Annotated in this window: 16 protein-coding genes; 3 read left to right on the top strand and 13 right to left on the bottom strand. The window is 70.6% G+C overall.

The window, feature by feature from the left end:
- Window positions 1-53: 53 nt before the first annotated feature.
- From ACMCNO_RS12685 to ACMCNO_RS12630, 12 genes are all read right to left on the bottom strand, one after another.
- Window positions 54-1,040, bottom strand: a complete 987-nt coding sequence (locus ACMCNO_RS12685) for a bifunctional DNA primase/polymerase (protein WP_412749608.1) — start codon at window positions 1,038-1,040, stop codon at window positions 54-56.
- A complete protein-coding gene (locus tag ACMCNO_RS12680; RefSeq protein WP_412749607.1) occupies window positions 1,037-1,489 on the bottom strand; it encodes a hypothetical protein in 453 nt (150 codons plus the stop codon). Before ACMCNO_RS12680 ends, ACMCNO_RS12685 begins: the two co-directional genes overlap by 4 nt.
- Window positions 1,490-1,570: 81 nt before the next feature.
- Window positions 1,571-3,067, bottom strand: coding sequence for a DUF3560 domain-containing protein (locus ACMCNO_RS12675; RefSeq protein WP_412749606.1), 1,497 nt, complete (start codon window positions 3,065-3,067; stop codon window positions 1,571-1,573).
- A gap of 97 nt (window positions 3,068-3,164) precedes the next feature.
- The gene (locus ACMCNO_RS12670) at window positions 3,165-3,521 is read right to left on the bottom strand and encodes a hypothetical protein (protein WP_412749605.1); all 357 of its coding nucleotides are present in this window, start codon (window positions 3,519-3,521) and stop codon (window positions 3,165-3,167) included.
- Complete coding sequence (locus tag ACMCNO_RS12665) at window positions 3,518-3,946, bottom strand: hypothetical protein (protein WP_412749604.1); 429 nt, start codon at window positions 3,944-3,946, stop codon at window positions 3,518-3,520. Before ACMCNO_RS12665 ends, ACMCNO_RS12670 begins: the two co-directional genes overlap by 4 nt.
- Window positions 3,947-4,017: 71 nt before the next feature.
- Window positions 4,018-4,329, bottom strand: a complete 312-nt coding sequence (locus ACMCNO_RS12660) for a hypothetical protein (protein ID WP_412749603.1) — start codon at window positions 4,327-4,329, stop codon at window positions 4,018-4,020.
- A gap of 134 nt (window positions 4,330-4,463) precedes the next feature.
- Window positions 4,464-6,032 (bottom strand): DNA cytosine methyltransferase, encoded by a 1,569-nt coding sequence (locus tag ACMCNO_RS12655; protein WP_412749602.1) that lies wholly within the window; start codon window positions 6,030-6,032, stop codon window positions 4,464-4,466.
- Window positions 6,033-6,149: 117 nt separating this feature from the next.
- Window positions 6,150-7,754: a ParB/RepB/Spo0J family partition protein gene (locus tag ACMCNO_RS12650; RefSeq protein WP_412749601.1), complete on the bottom strand. Its 1,605-nt coding sequence runs from the start codon at window positions 7,752-7,754 to the stop codon at window positions 6,150-6,152.
- 267 nt (window positions 7,755-8,021) lie between these two features.
- Complete coding sequence (locus ACMCNO_RS12645) at window positions 8,022-9,296, bottom strand: methyltransferase (RefSeq protein WP_412749600.1); 1,275 nt, start codon at window positions 9,294-9,296, stop codon at window positions 8,022-8,024.
- 120 nt (window positions 9,297-9,416) lie between these two features.
- Complete coding sequence (locus ACMCNO_RS12640; RefSeq protein WP_412749599.1) at window positions 9,417-10,142, bottom strand: hypothetical protein; 726 nt, start codon at window positions 10,140-10,142, stop codon at window positions 9,417-9,419.
- Window positions 10,143-10,589: 447 nt separating this feature from the next.
- Entirely contained in the window at window positions 10,590-11,015 is a 426-nt protein-coding gene (locus ACMCNO_RS12635; protein ID WP_412749598.1) for a hypothetical protein, read from the bottom strand.
- Window positions 11,012-11,962, bottom strand: a complete 951-nt coding sequence (locus ACMCNO_RS12630; RefSeq protein WP_412749597.1) for a DUF4192 domain-containing protein — start codon at window positions 11,960-11,962, stop codon at window positions 11,012-11,014. The genes ACMCNO_RS12635 and ACMCNO_RS12630 overlap by 4 nt, the downstream gene beginning before the upstream one ends.
- Window positions 11,963-12,664: 702 nt before the next feature.
- Here ACMCNO_RS12630 and ACMCNO_RS12625 point away from each other — a divergent pair.
- From ACMCNO_RS12625 to ACMCNO_RS12615, 3 genes are all read left to right on the top strand, one after another.
- Entirely contained in the window at window positions 12,665-14,533 is a 1,869-nt protein-coding gene (locus ACMCNO_RS12625; RefSeq protein ID WP_412749596.1) for an RICIN domain-containing protein, read from the top strand.
- Window positions 14,534-14,565: 32 nt separating this feature from the next.
- Window positions 14,566-15,738, top strand: a complete 1,173-nt coding sequence (locus ACMCNO_RS12620; RefSeq protein ID WP_412749595.1) for a hypothetical protein — start codon at window positions 14,566-14,568, stop codon at window positions 15,736-15,738.
- A gap of 65 nt (window positions 15,739-15,803) precedes the next feature.
- Window positions 15,804-16,307 carry a hypothetical protein gene (locus ACMCNO_RS12615; protein ID WP_412749594.1) on the top strand — a complete coding sequence of 168 codons (504 nt, stop codon included), beginning with the start codon at window positions 15,804-15,806 and terminating at the stop codon, window positions 16,305-16,307.
- Window positions 16,308-16,346: 39 nt separating this feature from the next.
- Here ACMCNO_RS12615 and ACMCNO_RS12610 read toward each other — a convergent pair whose 3' ends face one another.
- Complete coding sequence (locus tag ACMCNO_RS12610) at window positions 16,347-16,919, bottom strand: hypothetical protein (protein ID WP_412749593.1); 573 nt, start codon at window positions 16,917-16,919, stop codon at window positions 16,347-16,349.
- Between the last annotated feature and the right edge of the window lie 333 nt (window positions 16,920-17,252).

Here is a 17,252-nt window from a genome sequence, read left to right as displayed (position 1 = left end):
ACGAGCGTGCGACCCGGCCCCGGCGTGGTTTCGGATTGCACCCCCGGCCGGGGCTACCGGGACAGCCGGACACTGCGCGGACGCGGGGCTCGGGGGAAGCGCAGCCCGGCCTGCCAGCCGGACGCGATGGTGCGCCGCACCTCGGCCACCGGTAGCCCCGCGGTGGTGGCGGCGTCGGTCAGCCGAGGCCACACCTCGCCCGCATCCAGACCGGCGGCGGCGGAGAGCTGGCCTAGGCGGAACGCCGCCGTGTTCAGCGCGACGTTGCGGCCTCCCCCGGCGACCCGCTGTCCGCCGCGGACCACGGGCCGGGGTGCGGAGAGAATCCGCCTGATCTCCCCGTCCAGCGCCGCCTGCCCGTACCGGTCCACGTCCACCTCCCCCACCCCGGCCGGGACCACGGGCGCCACCGCGCGAGTGCCGTGCGGAGTGATGGCGGGAGGCACCGATGAGGCGACGAGGGTGTGCAGCGCCGGCGGCACCGCGGGCAACGGGCCGGCGGTGAACGGCTGCGCGAACGTGTACCGGCGGCCGGTCGCATGCCACGAGGGCGGAACCACGACCAGACCACCCGTGCCACGCCAGTCCACGCTTGCCATGACGGCCACCCGGCTCGGTAGCCCTGCGGCCGCGTACCAGACGTGCCAGCCCTGTCCGGTGCGCACCAGCGGACCGGCCGGGCGGATCACGTCGAGCAGATCCAGCAGGCGGCGTAACGCGCCGGGGGTGTCCACGTCGCACACGTCCAGCACCGTGCCGGTGGCCACGCCGACGTTCGCGGACGGCCACCGCGACCACCACGCCCGGATCAGCTGCGGGTCGGTGGATGCGTCGTGTAGGCCGTGCCGCAGCCGCGGATGTTTACCCGCCGACCCGCAGTCCGGTCCGGCACGGCAACTGCATCCGCCCCGGACCGGAGTGTGCATCGCCACCACGGGCAGACCGGTGGCGGCGTACCGCAACGCCGCTGCGAGCAGCAGGGCGGACGGCGCCGGGCGGGTCTCCCCGTCACTGCGGGAGGTCGGCGCTGCGGTGGTCATGAGGATGTCCGCAGTCCGGCGGTCGCGGCCAGCACCGCGTCACGGTCGACCTCGGTGAGCCAGCCGCGCGGCACCTTCGGCCAGTAGCGGTCCTGGTCGCCGCCCAGCAGTACGAGGCGGGCGGTGTCGCCGTTGTCGCGCAGCACCACATACAGGCCGGTGCTGCCTTTCCAGCGTGGTGAGGCGACGGTGACGACCGCGCCCAACGTGAGCGGCGGCCGGTGCGCGACCACGGTGGCAGTCGGCGGGATGGTGCCGTCGGCGGGTGCGGGTAGCAGCGCGGACGGGTGGATGCGCAGGCCGCGTCCGCCGGCGACGGGGCGGAGGTTGACGTTGACCCTGGCCTTGGACTCGACGGTCCAGACGATGCCGTGGTAGCGGGCCGGGGTTTCGTCCGGGTTGCAGATGACCCGGTCCCCGACGGCGAAGGTAGGCGGTGTCTCCGGCATAACAGGTGTTCTCCTTCCGGAAATGCGACAGCCCGTCCGGCAAGGGCGCCGAGACGGGCAGGGATAACCGTGGGCCCGGGGCTATGCGGCAGGGGCGAGGTGCACCGCCAGCCAGTGGGTGGTGGCGAACTCGCGGCTGGCGCCGTCGATGAGGGTGACGGTCACCCACGAGCGGCCGTCACGGGCGACGGGTTCGCTGATGGCGGCGACCGGGCCGGTGAAGTGCGGCCACAACTTTCGGCCCTGGGGGCCGGTATCCCAGAGTCCGGCGACGATGTCGCCCACGTGGAGGTCGTGCGGGTGCCGGTCGACCGGGTCGCCGTCGGGCATGACCCATACCGGCACGGCGGGGTCGGTGGTGAGGGAGGCGATGATGTCGGGGACGCGTTCGTCGGCTTCGAGCCGCTCGTAGACGTCGAGGTAGGCGGCCGACAGTCGCCGCCGTTCGGCGAGGGTCTCCGGGTCATCGCCGGATGGCCAGAACGCCTGCACCTGGCTGTCGGAGGCGCCCAGGTCGAGGCCGTGCAGGAGGCGGCGGGCGTAGCGGGCGTGCCGGGCCTGCCGCTGCTGCCCCTCGTCGTAACCAGGGTTGGTGGCGGCGCAGGCGATGCGCTGCCAGCGGGCGACCTTCACGGCGAGGTCGACCGGCCACGGCTGCCCGTTGGGTGTGTCGAGTTGGACGCCGTCGCGGCGCCGGCCGTAGATCTTGTCGAAGCTCAGCCGCTGCGGCCAATCGTTGCCGTTGTCGAGGCTGACGGATTTGCGGTTGACCCGGGTGACCCGGAACCAGCCGAACTCACCGCGCACCACATCGCCTTTCGCGAGGGTGTCGGGGCCCCAGGCAATGAATGCGCCGGTGGCGGCGCGGTCGGCGAGTTTGGCCTGCTGGTGGGTGATGTTCTCGGTCAGGCGGGCGATCTCGCGGCGGCACCGGTCCTGGTACTGCTCGCTGGCGTGGACTGTTTCGGCTTCGGCAAGCTCGCGCTGCCACCGTCGCAGGTCCGCTTGCAGCGTCTCGACCCTTCGCATGATCACCCGCGGGTTGTCCATCGCGTCGGCGTGCGCGCGGACCCCGGCGGCCTTGTCCGCGTAGTGCCCGGCGGCGCTGTCCTCGGCGCGCGCGGCGTCCAGGTTCGCCCAAGCCCGCTCGCGGCGGTTCCGGTCGGCGGCATAGCTGCGGTGGTTCGGCATCATCGGCTGCCCAGCGGGGATGCCGTCCAGGGTGCGGTGCGCGGCGTCATGCCGGGCATCGCGGCGTCCAGCGGCCCGGTCCGCGCGTTCCTCGTACAGGTCGGCTCGCTCGTCGGCGCGATCAGCTGTGGCGGCTTCCCGGATGGCGGCGGGGCGCCACTGGTCGTCGATCTCAACGACGACGTCGAATCCCGCCTCACGTAAGGCCTGGGCGGCGGCGTCGATCCGCGACCGGGGAGCGTCGCGGTCGCGGCTGCCCCGCATGTAGATGCCGACCTGCCGAGACCAGCGGAACCCGTGCTGTTTGACGATGTCGTACACGCCGTCGCCCTTGCGGGAGCCGCTCAGCACCGTCCCTTCCTCATGGCTGTGGCTGATGACGATCAATGGATGCTCCTGGCGATCGATGATGCGGGCACGAAAGGTGCGCCCGGCCTCGGGTGAGGCGCGGGCGCGATGGCGTTCAGTTCGGGGGCTTTCCGGGTCAGCGCGTGGCGTCGGCCGCCGAAGCTCGGCGGGTGTGGTCGGCGTGCGCGGCCAGCAGGCCGGTGATACCCGCCCCGGGGGTGATCATCACGGTGGGTTGGTGGCAGTCGGGGCAGGTCAGCCAGTCACCGTCATCGTCGCTGCTGACGTACGTGTCCGGGTCCACGCACACCGGTCGACCCCGGCACGCACACGCCTCCTCGGTGGGCAGCAGCTGGAGCGGGGACAGTTGTTGCAGTTCGTCGGCGACACGCCAGGCGGCGGTGAGGTCGTCGTGGGCCTCGGCCACGGTCGCTGTGTCGGGTAGGAGCCGGGCGTGGACCCACCGGCGCAGCAGGCTGTTGTCGTCGTTCACCCGGCGCCCCCGGCGGAGGTGGAGTTGTTGAGGGCGAGCCAGATGGTGCGGGCGATCTGCCACTCGACGTGCCGGTATCCGGCGAGCCGGAATGGCACCCGTTCCCCGTCGATGCTGATCGCGTAGGCGGGCAGGGAGTCGCGGAGGCCTGTGGGTGTGTGCTCGAACGCGGTGACCAGCACCGACCGGTAGCCGACCGTGAGTGTGTACGTTTGTGCGCGGGGGCAGGGGCGGTGGTCGAACGGGTTGCCCCGGTACAGCGGCGGCGTGATCCGGGTGCCGAGCATCCACCCGAGTCGGGTGGTGATGAGCCGGCCGAAGGTGTGTGCCCCGTACTCGGCGGGCTGGGGTTCGGCGCTGATCTGCTGTGCGGGCGTGTCGGGTTCCAGCTTGGGCGGCACCGGATCATCGTTCTGGTGGGGCATGAGCGTTTCCTTGTCTGTCATGGCAAGAGGGCGCGGGGATACGCGGATGTGTCCACGCGAGGCGGGGCGGCTCAGCGGCGCCGAGTGGTGGACGGAGGTCGTAGGTCGGCGGGGACGGTGCTGGTCCAGGTGCCGGGCATGGCGTCCAGGACCGGCTCGCCGTCCACGGTGACCGCGAGGCCGTAGTCGTCGCCGTCAGCGGTGGTGACCGCGAGGTGCAGGTCCGCGGACCCGTCGGCGGGCTGGAACACGCGGACCGTGTACTCGCCGATGGTGAGGACGCCGGTGAGCAGCCCGCGGCGGTCTTCCTCGACGGTCGCGTCGACGGGCCAGGTCTCGCCGGGGAGCAGGGGCCGGCCGCTGCCCTGAACCAGCCGTGTCACCAGGTCCACGGTGTCCGCACCGGACAGTCCGGCACCGGAGTTCAACGCAACGGTGAGGTGGTCGACGATTATCGTGTCTGGATGCCGATCAGCGCGGTGCTGGCGTGCCGGTGGGGTGAGGCGTGGGTCGGGGTTCATGCGCGTCCCCCGGCCAGGGTGTAGTCGGCGCGGCGGAAGGTCGGGGTGGTGCCGGTGATCGCTTCGACCAGTGCGGCGATCAAATCCCGCGCGGCGGGCGGCGTGACCGCATTTCCGGCCTGACGGACCTTTTCGCGGCGGGTGCCGAGAATCTGATAGCCAGTGTCAAAGGCCATCCCGAGCGCGATTTCGTGGGGTTCGAGCATGCGGAACGTGCAGTCAGCGGTGTCGATCGCTGGGGCGGATGGGGTGTTGAGCAGCGCGTACCGGTCGACGGTCGGTAGCACACCGATCGGCTGGTCGACGGGCCGGGCCCGGCCCGTGCCGTAGTACGGCACCAGCAGCTCCGGCCAGGACAGCAGGCCGTGGTGGTTCCCGGCGGCGGTCACCGTGGGCAGCGGATCGGTGCCGGCGGGGCGGGCGATGCCATGATTGCGCATCGGCACGACCAGGGCGTCCTGGTGGCGGCCGGTCTGCGCGCGCAGCGGCCGGTCCACCGGGCGGACATGGGCGACGGTGGCGCGGCCTTCCAAGGCCACCACCAACGGCGCCACCACCACCGCCGTCGCCGGGTCGGGGATGGTGAGGGCGTCGTTCTCCCGCGTTGTCCGCGCGGGCATCGGCACGTCGACCGGTGTGGCGTCGGTGCGCCATGTCCCTCCGGTCGGGACCATCATCGGCCGCGCGTACCGGGCGAGCCCGGCTTCGATCCGGGCCATCGTCTTCGGCGCGAGGGGCGTGGTCCGGTCGCCAATTCTGGTACCCGCTAGGGTCCAGTCAATGGCGGCGGCCGCGGGAAGGACCGGCACCTGCACTCGGGATCCGCGGCAGGCGGGGGTCGGGCATCGCCAGACGTATTGGCCGTGGTCGCCGTAGCGGCCCCACTGCTTGTCCCGGTTCTTCCACGCCTGGACCGGCCGCTGCGTGATCCCGCACCGCTCACAGGTCGCCTCCGGCCGGGTCCACCGCCGCAGGTTCGGGCACCGGCCCAGACTCTTGAGGTGGCCGGCGCAATACCATCGATCGCGGGATTGCGGCGCCCCCGGCCCGCCCGCCTGGGCGAACATCGAGTTGAGGTACACGGTGTGCAGGCAATAGCCGTAGGACTCCAACGCGGCCCGCCAGGCTGCATACGGCAGCCAGTTGTTGACCTCCACGACGTTCTCGACCACGAATCCGGTGTAGGGCCGTCCGGCGAGTTGTTTGGCTTCCACGAACCGGACGACGTCCCACATCGTCGCCCGCGAGCGTTCCGCGGCGTCGTCCGGTAACGTCTGGTCGAACAGGTCCGGAACCTTGTCGGCCTTACGTGACACCCCTTTGGCCTGGGAGTGGTTGGTGCACTCGGGGCTGGCCCAGAGCAGATCGGTGGCCGGGTAGCGGCGCGGGTCGACCTGGGAGATGTCGGCGCAGTCATGCGCCGCCAGGGGCAGGTTGTGCTGGTGCGTCGCGATCGCCTTGTCCCAGTGATTGGCGGCCATCACGGTGGTCACCCCCTCGACGAGTTCCGCACCGGAGGAACTGCCTCCGGCACCGCAGAACAGGTCGGTCAACGTCAACGACACGGTAAGTCCCTTCAGGACAAGAAAGGGCGACGGCGGGAGCCCCGTAGGACTCGCGCCGTCGCCAGCGGACAGAGAAGACAGGTGGGATGCAGTGGCGCAGCGGCACGCCGTTTCCGGTCAGGCCACTGCGCTCAGCGGCGCCTCCTGCTCGGACATGTCGTCCTCGCCGTCCTGGGCATTGGCGTCCACTCCCCCGTTGTCCGCCTGGGCGCCGTCCCGGTCCTCGCCGTCTGGGTCGCCGGCGTCCTCGTCCTCCACCTCGTCGTCATCCGCCTCCCTGGTGTCGTCGTTGCCGTCCTCGTCGTCGGCGGTGGTGAGCGCCTCGTACAGGGTGGTTTCGGCGTCGGACAGGGTGTAGCCGTCGGCGACGAGCTGGTCGAGCCAGAACACCGCCGCGTCGGCGTCGAACGCCCAGTCCTGCCCGGCCGCGACGTGACCCAGGTTTCTTTCGTGCGCGCAGACCCACCGCGCGACCAGGCAGCGGCGCAGCCGGTCCTCCTTCGCCCCGGCGACCGCCTCGGTGTCGGCGCCGCCCAGCGCCGCGTACAGGCCGTCGACGTCGCCGAAGCGCAGCGGGCTGTCGCTGACCGCGTCCCGCAAGGCCTCGACGAACAGTTGCCGCGCGGCCCGTGCGGTGCCGTACGTCTGCTTGTAGAACTCGGCGCGGACCGACGCCGCGACCTGCATCCCCTCCCGCAGTAGAGCCCGCTGCTGCTGCGCACGCTCGCGGTCGGCGCGTTCGTCGTCGGACAGACCGTGGGTACCGGACGCGACGGCGGTGCTGCGCCGCGTGTAGCCCCACTCGGCCGGGTCCGTGCAGTACACCACCGCCCGCGCCGTGTCACCGTCGCGGTCGACGAACGCGGCGAACCCCGGCCGGGTCCGCACCTCCTCGACATCCAAGGGCTGCCCGTCGGCGTCGACCAGATCCTTGGCGGCCGCCGGGCCCTGGTAGGGCCAGCCCTTCGGTTTGGAGGTGACCTTGACCCCGGCGAGGATCAGTTCGGCTTTGGCGCGTTCCTTCGCCGTCGTGTACTGCTGCTTCGACCGTTCGGAGGCGATCGCGTGGCGGACACCCCACGGCGAGCCGGTGGCCTTGAGGATGCGGGTCATCGCCGCCGGCTGGTCGGCGAACTCCGCGAGGGCTGCCGCGTCGTCCAGGGTCAGGGTGCCGTCGTCGGCGGCGTCCTGCGCCTGCTGCGGCAGACTGCGCAGGGTCAACGACTGCCGCACCCGCTCCGCTGAGGTGTGCCGGACCTTGGCGATCCGTTCCGGGCTCCAGTCCAGCAAGGCGAGCTGGTGGAACCCTTCGGCTTCCTCGGTCGCCGTCAGACCGGCCCGGTGACCGTTCTCCGCGAGCTGCGCGATGATCAGCTTCGCGGCGCCCTCGTCCGGAGCGATGACACACGGCACGAGCGGAAAATCGAGTTCGATCGCGGCCTGCTTCCGCCGGTGCCCGATCTGGATCATCAGCTGGATGTCCTCGCCGTCGCCGTCGGCTGGGACGACGACCAGGGGGCAGAGGATCCCGACCTCGGCCATCGACGCCTTCAGGTCCTCGACCTCCCCGACCGCGGTGCGCAGGTTCCCCGGGTTGTCGACAAGCGATCGAGGGTCGAGGTACTCCAGGCGCAACTGCGGCAACTGCGCCGCAACGGCAGGATCGCCCAGGCCATCGTCGGCGACGCCGTCGAGGGTGGGAGGTAGTACGGAGATGGTCATGTGAAACGGTTCCCTTCATCGGTTGAACACAAAAGTGCAGGGGCATCCGCCACCGGGCCGGCGTGGCGGCCGCCGGGCGGTGCTGGCCCGATCCGTCAGGGCGGCCGATCGGCGCAGGCCCGCACACACCCCCGCCCCCGGCGGCGGCTGCGCGGCCTGGGTGGGAGTGGGGCGGGGGCAGGGGTGTTGTGGGGCCAGCCGCGGCCGGCCAGGATCACGGGCCAGCAACCGCGCGGGCGGCCCGCGCCACGCGCGGACGCCGGTCAGCTACGCGACGGCCGGGAACTCCCCAGGACGCGCCAGGTCGGGCTCGGGGATCGACACGGGTGTACTCCAATGCCCGCGGGCCCGGTCCAATCCGGCGCGGTAACGATCACCGTCGTTGCCACAGCCGCAGCACAAACCGACCGATGGCCCCTCCAGGTCGTAGTCCTCGGCGTGCAGGCTGAACCCGGCGGTGAAATCCCCCAGCACACCCCGCGGGTCGTTCTCCCCGTCATCGAAGCCCCACAACAGCCAGCCATCCAGCACGCAACGCCCGCGGTAACGCAGGGTCCGGTCGCGGCGCCGCCACGAGTCCCACCACACCTGCACCGGCGCCGATTTCGCGGCCTCACCGGTCAGCCGCGGCTCCTCGACCCGCACCGGCACCTGCCCTGCAAACGCCGAGGCGAGGGCGCATTGGTCGGGGAAGAGGAAGTCCAGGCGGTCTCGCCGGACGGGTTTGGTGAGGGTGACGACCGCGGTCGCGGTGCCGGTGCCGGACTCGGCGAACGCATCCGGAGGAAGGCGGTAGTGCAGTCCGTGGTGTTCGATGAACGTCCGGATGTCGCGGTGCCGGGCGTCGCCGCGATGCGCCATGGTGGCGGGCACGACGCAGACCAGGCGGGCGCCAGGAGCGAGCAGGTGCCACGCCATGCGCACATGTTCTTGCCATATCGCTGGGTCGGACGGGACCGCGAAGGGAGGGTTCATCACGATCGCCGAGTAGGTGGTGCCGGCGCGCATCGCCTGCGCGGCATAGGTTTCGAACGTGCTCTGGTGCACGGTCACCTGGTCGCCGAGGCTGCGACAGACGGCCGCCCGTTGCGGGTTCGGCTCGACCGCGTCGATGATCAGGCCGGGGTTGGTGCGGAGCATCGCGGCGGCCAGGGAGCCGATCCCGGCGGAGGGTTCCAGCACCCGCGAGCCTGCGGGCAGCCACGCCAAGTCGGTGTGCGGATAGGCGCACAGTTCGTCGGCGAGGTCGTCCGGGGTGCGGACCCAGCCCTCCGCGGTCCGCGGATGCCACGGCACCACCCCGGACCGCAACACCTGGACGATGAGGTCGGCCGGGTCCGCGTTGTCGGGGAAGACGGTGGCGCGGGCCGCGGGTGACCACAGCCCGCCCAACGCGGCCAGGACTTTCGCCACGGCGGTGTAGTCGGCCGGGGTGAGCTGGTCAGCGAGCCGGACACGGGTGCCGTCGACGTGGGCGCGGGTCAGGGCGTCACGCACGGCCAGGTCGAGCCGGCGCGGCCCCTGCCGCATACGAGCAGACACGATCGGGCTTCTCCTTCAGAAACGGCGAAAGGGCCGCCCATCAGGGCGGCCCTTTCGTGGGGGCAGGACAGGTTGCGCAGCACCGGCGGGTATCGGCCCGCCGGCCGCGCCGGTCAGGGGCTACTCGTCGTCGTTGACCTGGTCGACGCTGTCGACCACGACCTCGTGTGCGTCGGAGTCCTCGACCACGTCATCGACGTTGTCCAGATCGACGCCCAGGTAGCCACGCGCGTCCGTGGCGGCGTCGTGCTCGCTGCCCGCGCGGACGAGGTAGCTGCCGGTGATCGTGTACCGGACCCGCACCAGCGGCTCGTACTCGCCGAGTTCGAACTCCCGGAGAAAGTCGTTCAGTCCACCCCTGCAGATGTCTCCCGCCAGATGACGCTGGATGGCGTAGACGCGGATCTGCGTCAGCTGCCGCTGGTGCGCCCGGTGCAGGTCGTCGCGGCGGCGGACCGCTTCGCGGTGTTCCCGGTCCAGGTACGCCATCGCCTGACGTAGCAGCGCGCCTGTCAGGGCCGGATCGGTCACCGCCCGCACGGGTGTTGCGGGTGGGAAGTGGCGGACGATTCCGCCGTCGAGGAGGACCTCGACGAGGGTGTCGCGGGATGCCACGACGACGCCCTCGGCGCCGTCGGCCAGCCCGACGACCGGATACCCGTTGTCGGCCGCGGCGACCACGGCCGCGAGCGTCGACCCGCACTCGACGGCGGTGTCGTCGCCGGACGGCGCCGCTGCCCGGTCGGCGGCATCCACTGAGGGCGTCTGATCGGCTGCCCCGGAATCGGTGAGCACGATGTCGGCGGCGGGCGTGCCGGTGAGGTCGGGGGAAACGGAAGTGTGCACGGGGAAACCTTTCAAGGCAGAGAAGAGAGGAACATCGAACTGGGCAGGACGTTGATGACCGCGAGCGTCGACAGGCGCCTTCGGCGGCCGAGTTCGCCAGCGAGTGCGGCGGATCTGCCGGAAAGCTCCGGCAGCCGGTAACCGCTGGCGGTCTGCAGCAGGCTGCTTGTAGACGCGCCGCGCGGTCGGGCGGATGGGATCAGAGCGCAACGACTCGCCGATGCTGGTCCGCCGCACGGAGGGATGATCATTGGCGAACCCTGCGGCTCCACGCGTTCAAGGGGCACCAAGGGGCTGCGGGCTCCAAGGTCGACGACGGTGGGGTACCGCTGACGTGCTCGAGGACCTGCTGGAGGAGTTCGTCGCGGCTGTGGTCGCTGTGCCAGGTGACGGCGCTGCGCCGCTCTCGGATCGCGGGTACGACCCTGCCGTGCGGCAGGGCCAGGATCAGGTGCAGGCAGTCGACGTCGCCGGGGCCACGGTGACATCCGCCGTCCGCAGCTGGGTAAGCACCGGCGTGGCGTACCTGGCCAACTGCTGGACGAGCCAATCGGCGCCAACCGGCAGGACCACGACGTAGCTGGCCCGCACGGCCTCGGCCGCCACGAACGTCGCAATGTCCAAGGGGCCGGCCGCAACCAGGATCGTGGTAGCCGTACGGGGCATCCGCGCCTGTGCCGCGGCGGGGGCCAGGTCGCCGCCGAGCAGCACCAGACCCGCGTCCGCCCAGTCTCCGCGCGCGGTGGCCACACTGCCGTGTTCGCGCAGGTGGGTTCCGGCGCGGACGGCGCAGTCGCGCCACCGCTGCCGCAGGACCGGATCAGCGGTCACCGCCACCACGACGCCCTCGCCGGAGGTAGGCCGGGCGTTCATCGCGGTTCACCCAGGCCGGCCGTGCCCGGTGACGACGCGTCCCGCGTGTCGGTGCCGGGCAGTGGCCACCTGGCGGCGATCAGCTCGGCGGGCAGGTGCGCCCGCAACGCCCGGTCGATCAACGCGGCCAGGCCATAGCCCGGGTCTGCGGCCTGTGCCCGCGCCAGAGCGGCGTTCGCGAGGTGTTCCTCGCCGCGCAGCCACGCGCACCAGGCCGCCAGCGCGGCCGGCGCCGCGAGGAAGCCGTCCGGGGTGCGGCGGGTGACGTCCAGCCACAGGTCCCGCTGCCACATCTCCCGGCCGGTCTCCCGCCACGCCACGTCACGGACCTCGAGGTCACGCAGCAGCACCACCAGGCGGGCGACCCGCCCGCTGCTCAGGCGCTGCCCGTCGCCGGCCAGACCCATCAGATACCGCACCACCGCGCCGTCATCATCGCCGCGCTCGGCCGGCAGCGCTCTGATCGCGGCGGCCGTCCGCGCCTGCTCGCCGGGATCGGGGTCGGTCAACGCCATCAATTGGGCTCGCGACGGCAACGCGACCATGCCGGCCAGCGTCGCCTGCGCCGCCGTCCGCGTCGCGGCCGGATCGAACGGCCGCCCGGCCGTGTCCGGGCACGAACACCCCAGGCAGAACAGCTCCCCACCGGTGAGCAGCAGCACCGCACAGAGGCGCAGTCGCCCGGTGAACGCGTCGGCGGCCGCCCGCACCTGCCCAGCCACGCTCGGCGGGCCGTAGCCGACCAGCGCCACCGACACCACGCCATGACCCGACGTCACGCGGGTCAGGTGCGCGCTCACCTCGGCCGGCGGCGCCGACAGCTCGGTCCGGGCGAGTGTGACGACCCTTCCGTCCTCGGCGAGTAGGACCGCGACCAGACTGCCGTCCTCCGGGTGATAACCCAGCAGGTACGGCACCAACCCGACTAGATCAGTACGGGAACGCACTCGCCAATGTGCACGATCATCGGGTAACACGAACAAGCTCCTCACAGCGGTGACGACAACGACGGTCAGCACGCGCGTCACCCGGCCCAGGCGTACCGGACGAACGTGAGCCGTCGCAGGTTGTACCTGGCGGCCCGCCGCCAAAGTGGGGCGCGCTGACCCCGCCGCCGACCGGCCCGCAAGCCCGCAGGCAGACAAGGGCCCCGCAGGCGCCGCCACCACCCACGGCCCACCATGTACGGCGGGTGCGACGGTGGCGACGCCGACCAGCGGGGTCCCTTGCCGGACCAGGGCCGGGCCGGTACACGGCGCGGGAAGCGCAGCGCGCCCCGCCTGCGCGGGCACGACTACCCACGCCGGCGCTGCGCCCGCGTACCGTCAGCACGAGCAACCCCGACCAGTCGAGAACCGTGCGTCAATATTCCTCGACATCGATGCGTACATGTGTTCGACTGAGGTACGCCCGGCTTCTACGGCTGGGCGGCATTCACGGGGGAACCACCATGACACCTGAGCGGCAGGCTCGTGGCGTGCGTGGAGTTCGGGGCACCATTTGACCGTTCGATCGAATGGTCACAGTGGAGCCCGGCTTGAGGTTGCGGCTGCCGCTGTCTGGCAACGGCTGGATCGCCACCGCTGGCCGCGGAGTGGACTTCCTCCTTGGATGCGTCGATGCGTCTTCGTGGTTGAAGGAGGATTCGCTTGCGATCATCACCATCGAAGTTGCCGCGCCGCTGGGCGTGGCTTGCCGGCGTCTTGTCGGTCGTCGCGGTAGCGGCGGGCCTGACGGTTGGGTCTGCGCCGGCGTATGCGAACACGTCGGATCCGGTCGCCATCGGGGTCTTTCGGGCCGGGGACATGCGGGTCCTGCACGTCTCCGGTGACGGCACCAGCAATAGCTCACGGATCGTCGCGTCGACCTACATCCCGGGGACGACCGGCGCGGACGTGGGACGCCAGCGGTGGAAGCTGGAGCGGCTGCCGGCCTCTGAGGGGTTCCCCGACTACGCATACCGCATCCGCAACGTGGCCACCAACAAGTGCCTGGACAAGTCCGGGTCGGTGACCGGTAACGGCGCGCCGATCATTCTGTACACCTGCAACAACGGCAGCAACCAGGTGTGGTGGACCGGCATCACCGCGTCCGCGAGCGGTACGCAGTGGCGCAACTACAACGACTACCGGTGCATGGACGTCAGGGGCGGGAGCACGGCCAACAACGCCGAGGTGATCTCGTTCGACTGCGGTACGGGCTGGAACCAGTTCTGGAAGCTGCGCACCGGTTCGTTCGACTGCGGTTATCGGACGCGGGACTGGACTGGCATGTCGCAGATGTGCGTCCGGGGCAGCCAGAACTTCACGGCGTTGATCAGTAACTGGAAGAACTTCCCGGCGCAGCTGGCCTACCGTGATCCGGGCTCGTACCCGCTGTCGAATGTCGTGCGCCGCTACACCAGGATCGTCCCGATCAACGGGCAAGGGACCAGTTCCGGCACGGCGGTCGAGGTGGGCTGGCAAGCGCAACGCACCTCATCGTCGGTGGCCACACCCGTCTACAGCGCCTACTGGATCGAGACGCTCGCGATCGGTCAGCAGGTCCACGCGATCCCGGCGGTCGACGAGTTCAACGCACCCAACGGCTCCGCGGTCGCCGACTCCCGCAACCACACCTACATGCTCACCGGCACCGGCACCGCCGGCCAGTTCGACATCTACTTCGACTACAACCGGGTCGGCACGACCGGCGGCCAGCCCGGCGGGCGGCTGCGCGACTCCGAAGCCGGCTTGCAGGTCCGCTACCTCGACGCCACCGGGTTGGCCGACCCGGTCGAGCTGCGCACCCAACTGATGGACGAGAACGGCATCGTCCGCCGGCCGTACTACGCGGAGACGGCGGTCGCCACCCCCAAGCAGTGCAACATGCCCCCGGACTACGCGGACTACGGCGGCGGGACGGGCAGCAACAAGCCGCCCTGGTGCCTCGACGCCACCCGCATCACCTACACCCAACCCGACTGGCCTCTGCAGACCGATGTCTTCACCGTCCGCAAGCCGACCACCGCGGCAGCCGCCGCGCAGACGGCCCAGCGCCTGCGAGTCCAACAGCCCGGACACGAGGGTGTGGATCAGTCCGCGCTGGCAGCGTGCCTGCAGACGCAGGCATCGAACTGCTTGGACACGGTGCCCGGCCTGCGCGCCTGCGTGCTGGCCCGCAAAGACACCTGCAACACCGTCACCACCACCGACAAGCCCACGCGGCAGGCGAGGCCGATCGGTCTCGCCGAGGCCAAGACGCTCGCGAAGGCGCAGCTGCGGACCGCGAGCGCCAACCCCCGGGCCGCCCGGGCGGTAAACGCCGAAGTCGCCCGCACCACCACGGTCGGCGAGCTGCGCTCCCAGCTCAGCGGCTTCCACCCGGTCAACATGCCCGACACCGAGAAGGTCCACGTGCTGTCCGGCGATGACACCGTCGCCGCCGTGGACAGCGCCGCCCGCGGCACCTACCACGGCTGGACCCTGGTCTACCGGGTCCAGGACGGCTCCCTGCTGTTCGCGGTCGTGGGCCGATGACCTCACCGACGTCTACTGCTGCGAGGTATGGCATGAAACTTCGACAGTGGGCCCTCGTCCTAACGGCGGCCCTCAGCCTGGTGATGGCCGGTCAGAACCCCGCTGCCGCCGGAACCCGCCTGCGTGACAGCACCGCCGCCATCGACTGGACCGAGCTACGCCAGGCATGCCTGAGCCATCCCGACGAGGCGGCCCGCCAGCGTGGCTGGGCACGCAGCCGCTTCGAACAGTGCCATCACCTACCCCTGACGAAGGTCGAGCTCAGGAAGGTCGGCACAGGCGAGTACCTGGGCTTCATCCAGCTCGAGTTCTGGCTGCTGGCCAAGGCCGACTACACCAGCCGCCGCGTCGACATGCAGGTCAGCGTCGAACAGGCCGGCATCGCCAGCCAGCTCAACGCCAACCTGGGATACATCACCGCGCAAGTCGGCAACTGCGCCGGAGCCGCGTTCATCACCTGCAGTGGGGAGACCTACCGCAGCGACAACATCGAGTCCTGGTTCTCCCGACCGGCCCTGCAACCGATCACCGCCACATCCACCGACGGCGCCGGGCAACTGCCCTACGCCACCGTCGACCTGCTCGCGCTCACGTCCATCACGGTCGAATACCGAGACGGACAGACCATCCCCTGGAACTCACAGATCGCGGCCACCGCCGCACGCTTCGACTCCGCAGGAACGGCCATCGGCAGCGCACCGGCGAACGGCACGGTATTCACCGACTCCACACCGACCCTGGAGCTCGACCGGGGAGCGAGCAGCACCTACCGTGCGGAGGCCGTCCACGTCGACGACGCGCTGCACCGACCCCAGTACACCTTCCCCAGCATCGTCGGCAAGAACGTACCCGGCGAGAATCGGCCGTTGCACCGGCTCATGGGCAGCGCCAAAGACGCCAACCACAACGAGGCCGTGAAGCTGTGCAAGGACGTCTGGGGACCGGAATACAGTCAGGGCGGGCTCGAGTGCGACGAATTCCCTTTCCAGTCCACCTACGAGGGCGCGGCGACCTCCACCAGCGGCGTCACCTGCCAGAACCCCACCGCGACCAGCCCCGTCGACTGGCGCCAGTGGCACGGGTCGGCACGGCCCATCGACGGACGGCAGAACGGCCAGGGCGGGACTGCCCTCGGCGCGTTCTTCCGCCTCAACCGCATACTCGACTGTGACGGCTTCTACGTGAAGGTCGTCAACCAGCCGTGACGTGCCGGGGTGGTCACGGCCGGCCTGGTCGTGACCACCCCGTCGGCTGGCGAAGGGTGACACACGTGAGCCTCATCGACACACGGGAAGCGGTGTTCTCACCCTCCTACAAGATCATCCGCATTCACGACTACACCCTGCCCGACCAGCCCGGCCATCCAGAGGCCCTCGACGCCGCCTACCAGGACCAGGTCGCGGCCAGCGACTTCGCCGTCATGGTGGTCTGCGCCCAAGACCTCCTCAAAGTGCGGCTCACCGTCGCCCTGCACGACGCGCCCACCGAGGTCGACACCACGTCGTGGGATTCCACCCGACGCTTCGCCTTACCGTTTCCCAGCGCGCGCCTGCACGCTGGCGACGGCTTCGGCGAAGGAATCGTCATGGACCTGCTCGACGAGGGCGACTACGCGGTCATCGTGCAGTACCGCGGTCGCGACACCGCCAAGGAAACCCTCGCGCGAGAGTGGCCGCAGGCTTCTGAGCTGGCCGGCGACGACCTTAGCGACTACCTGAACCAGTGGGCTGGCCTCGAAGAGTACTTCCTCACCCTGTACCCGGCAGAACGTTGAGCGCCCGCCCCTAAACGCGATCGCGATGCGGTGCCAGCGTTAGGTCGCTGACGAGCCGCCCGACGGCGTCTGCTCTCGATCCTCGTAGCGCCCCCACCAGACCAGCGCCACGTACCAGAGGGCGAGAACGCACGCCACCACGACGCCGAAGCTGCCGATGTGCGGAAGGGGGCGACCCGTCGCCACGACCGCCGTCTCCACGTCCTGCGCGGATGGCACCGCGGTATCCAAGACAAGAACAGCCCCACCCGGAACCACCACACTCCAGGCCTGCCACACCGACCACACCGCATAACACCCGGCGATGAACACCGCAGCGACCAGCCCTTCAAGCGCCGTCGCCGTGGCACCCGACGGCCGTCTCCCACCGACCACCTTCACCAACGCCGCCGCAGCCACCCCAAACGACGTCACCGCAGCTAACCCCAGCACCACGACCCAGCCACGGTAGGACTGCACCACATCGGACAAACCCCGCACTGTGCCCGCCGCCGCTGCCCGACCCGACAGCCCCGAACCCAGCGCCGCCCAGACCGCGAACGAGACGGCGAAGCCGCCAGCACCGACACAACCCGCTGACTTCCAACCCACCACGGAACCATCCAGGGTCATGACTGGCATGCTGCCCCACCACGACCGCAGACGCGAGCTCACCAGAAGCCACTCACCGGGCCGGTGACGAGTGGCACCGCGCCCCGTACGGAGGTCGAGGCTGGTGAGCTTCCCGCACGGCGGGTCCGTGCTGGCAGCGTGTCGGATCATGCGCAATCGTCCGACCGGTCGCGGCTGCAAAGTAGGCGCCGGTCAGTCGTCGAGCTTTAGGCCCTGTCCGCGGTGCCGGTAAGACCTCCGACTTCCCGCAGCAGGCAACCGGCAGCGGTTCCTGACTCCGGCAACCGTGGAGTCACCAGACTCATCGGATCCTAGTCTCGCCGCCGAAGTCAC

Source organism: Krasilnikovia sp. M28-CT-15 (genome assembly GCF_047159595.1).
GTDB lineage: Bacteria > Actinomycetota > Actinomycetes > Mycobacteriales > Micromonosporaceae > Actinoplanes.
The sequence above is the reverse complement of the archived record's forward strand: the minus strand, read 5'-3'. Positions and strand labels throughout refer to the sequence as shown.

Bases quoted from the DNA above. Each gene is read 5' to 3' on its own strand.
- ACMCNO_RS12680 (WP_412749607.1), bottom strand. From the start codon at position 1,489: ATGCCGGAGACACCGCCTACCTTCGCCGTCGGGGACCGGGTCATCTGC.
- ACMCNO_RS12685 (WP_412749608.1), bottom strand. From the start codon at position 1,040: ATGACCACCGCAGCGCCGACCTCCCGCAGTGACGGGGAGACCCGCCCG.
- ACMCNO_RS12650 (WP_412749601.1), bottom strand. From the start codon at position 7,754: ATGACCATCTCCGTACTACCTCCCACCCTCGACGGCGTCGCCGACGAT.
- ACMCNO_RS12635 (WP_412749598.1), bottom strand. From the start codon at position 11,015: ATGAACGCCCGGCCTACCTCCGGCGAGGGCGTCGTGGTGGCGGTGACC.
- ACMCNO_RS12665 (WP_412749604.1), bottom strand. From the start codon at position 3,946: ATGCCCCACCAGAACGATGATCCGGTGCCGCCCAAGCTGGAACCCGAC.
- ACMCNO_RS12610 (WP_412749593.1), bottom strand. From the start codon at position 16,919: ATGACCCTGGATGGTTCCGTGGTGGGTTGGAAGTCAGCGGGTTGTGTC.
- ACMCNO_RS12620 (WP_412749595.1), top strand. From the start codon at position 14,566: ATGAAACTTCGACAGTGGGCCCTCGTCCTAACGGCGGCCCTCAGCCTG.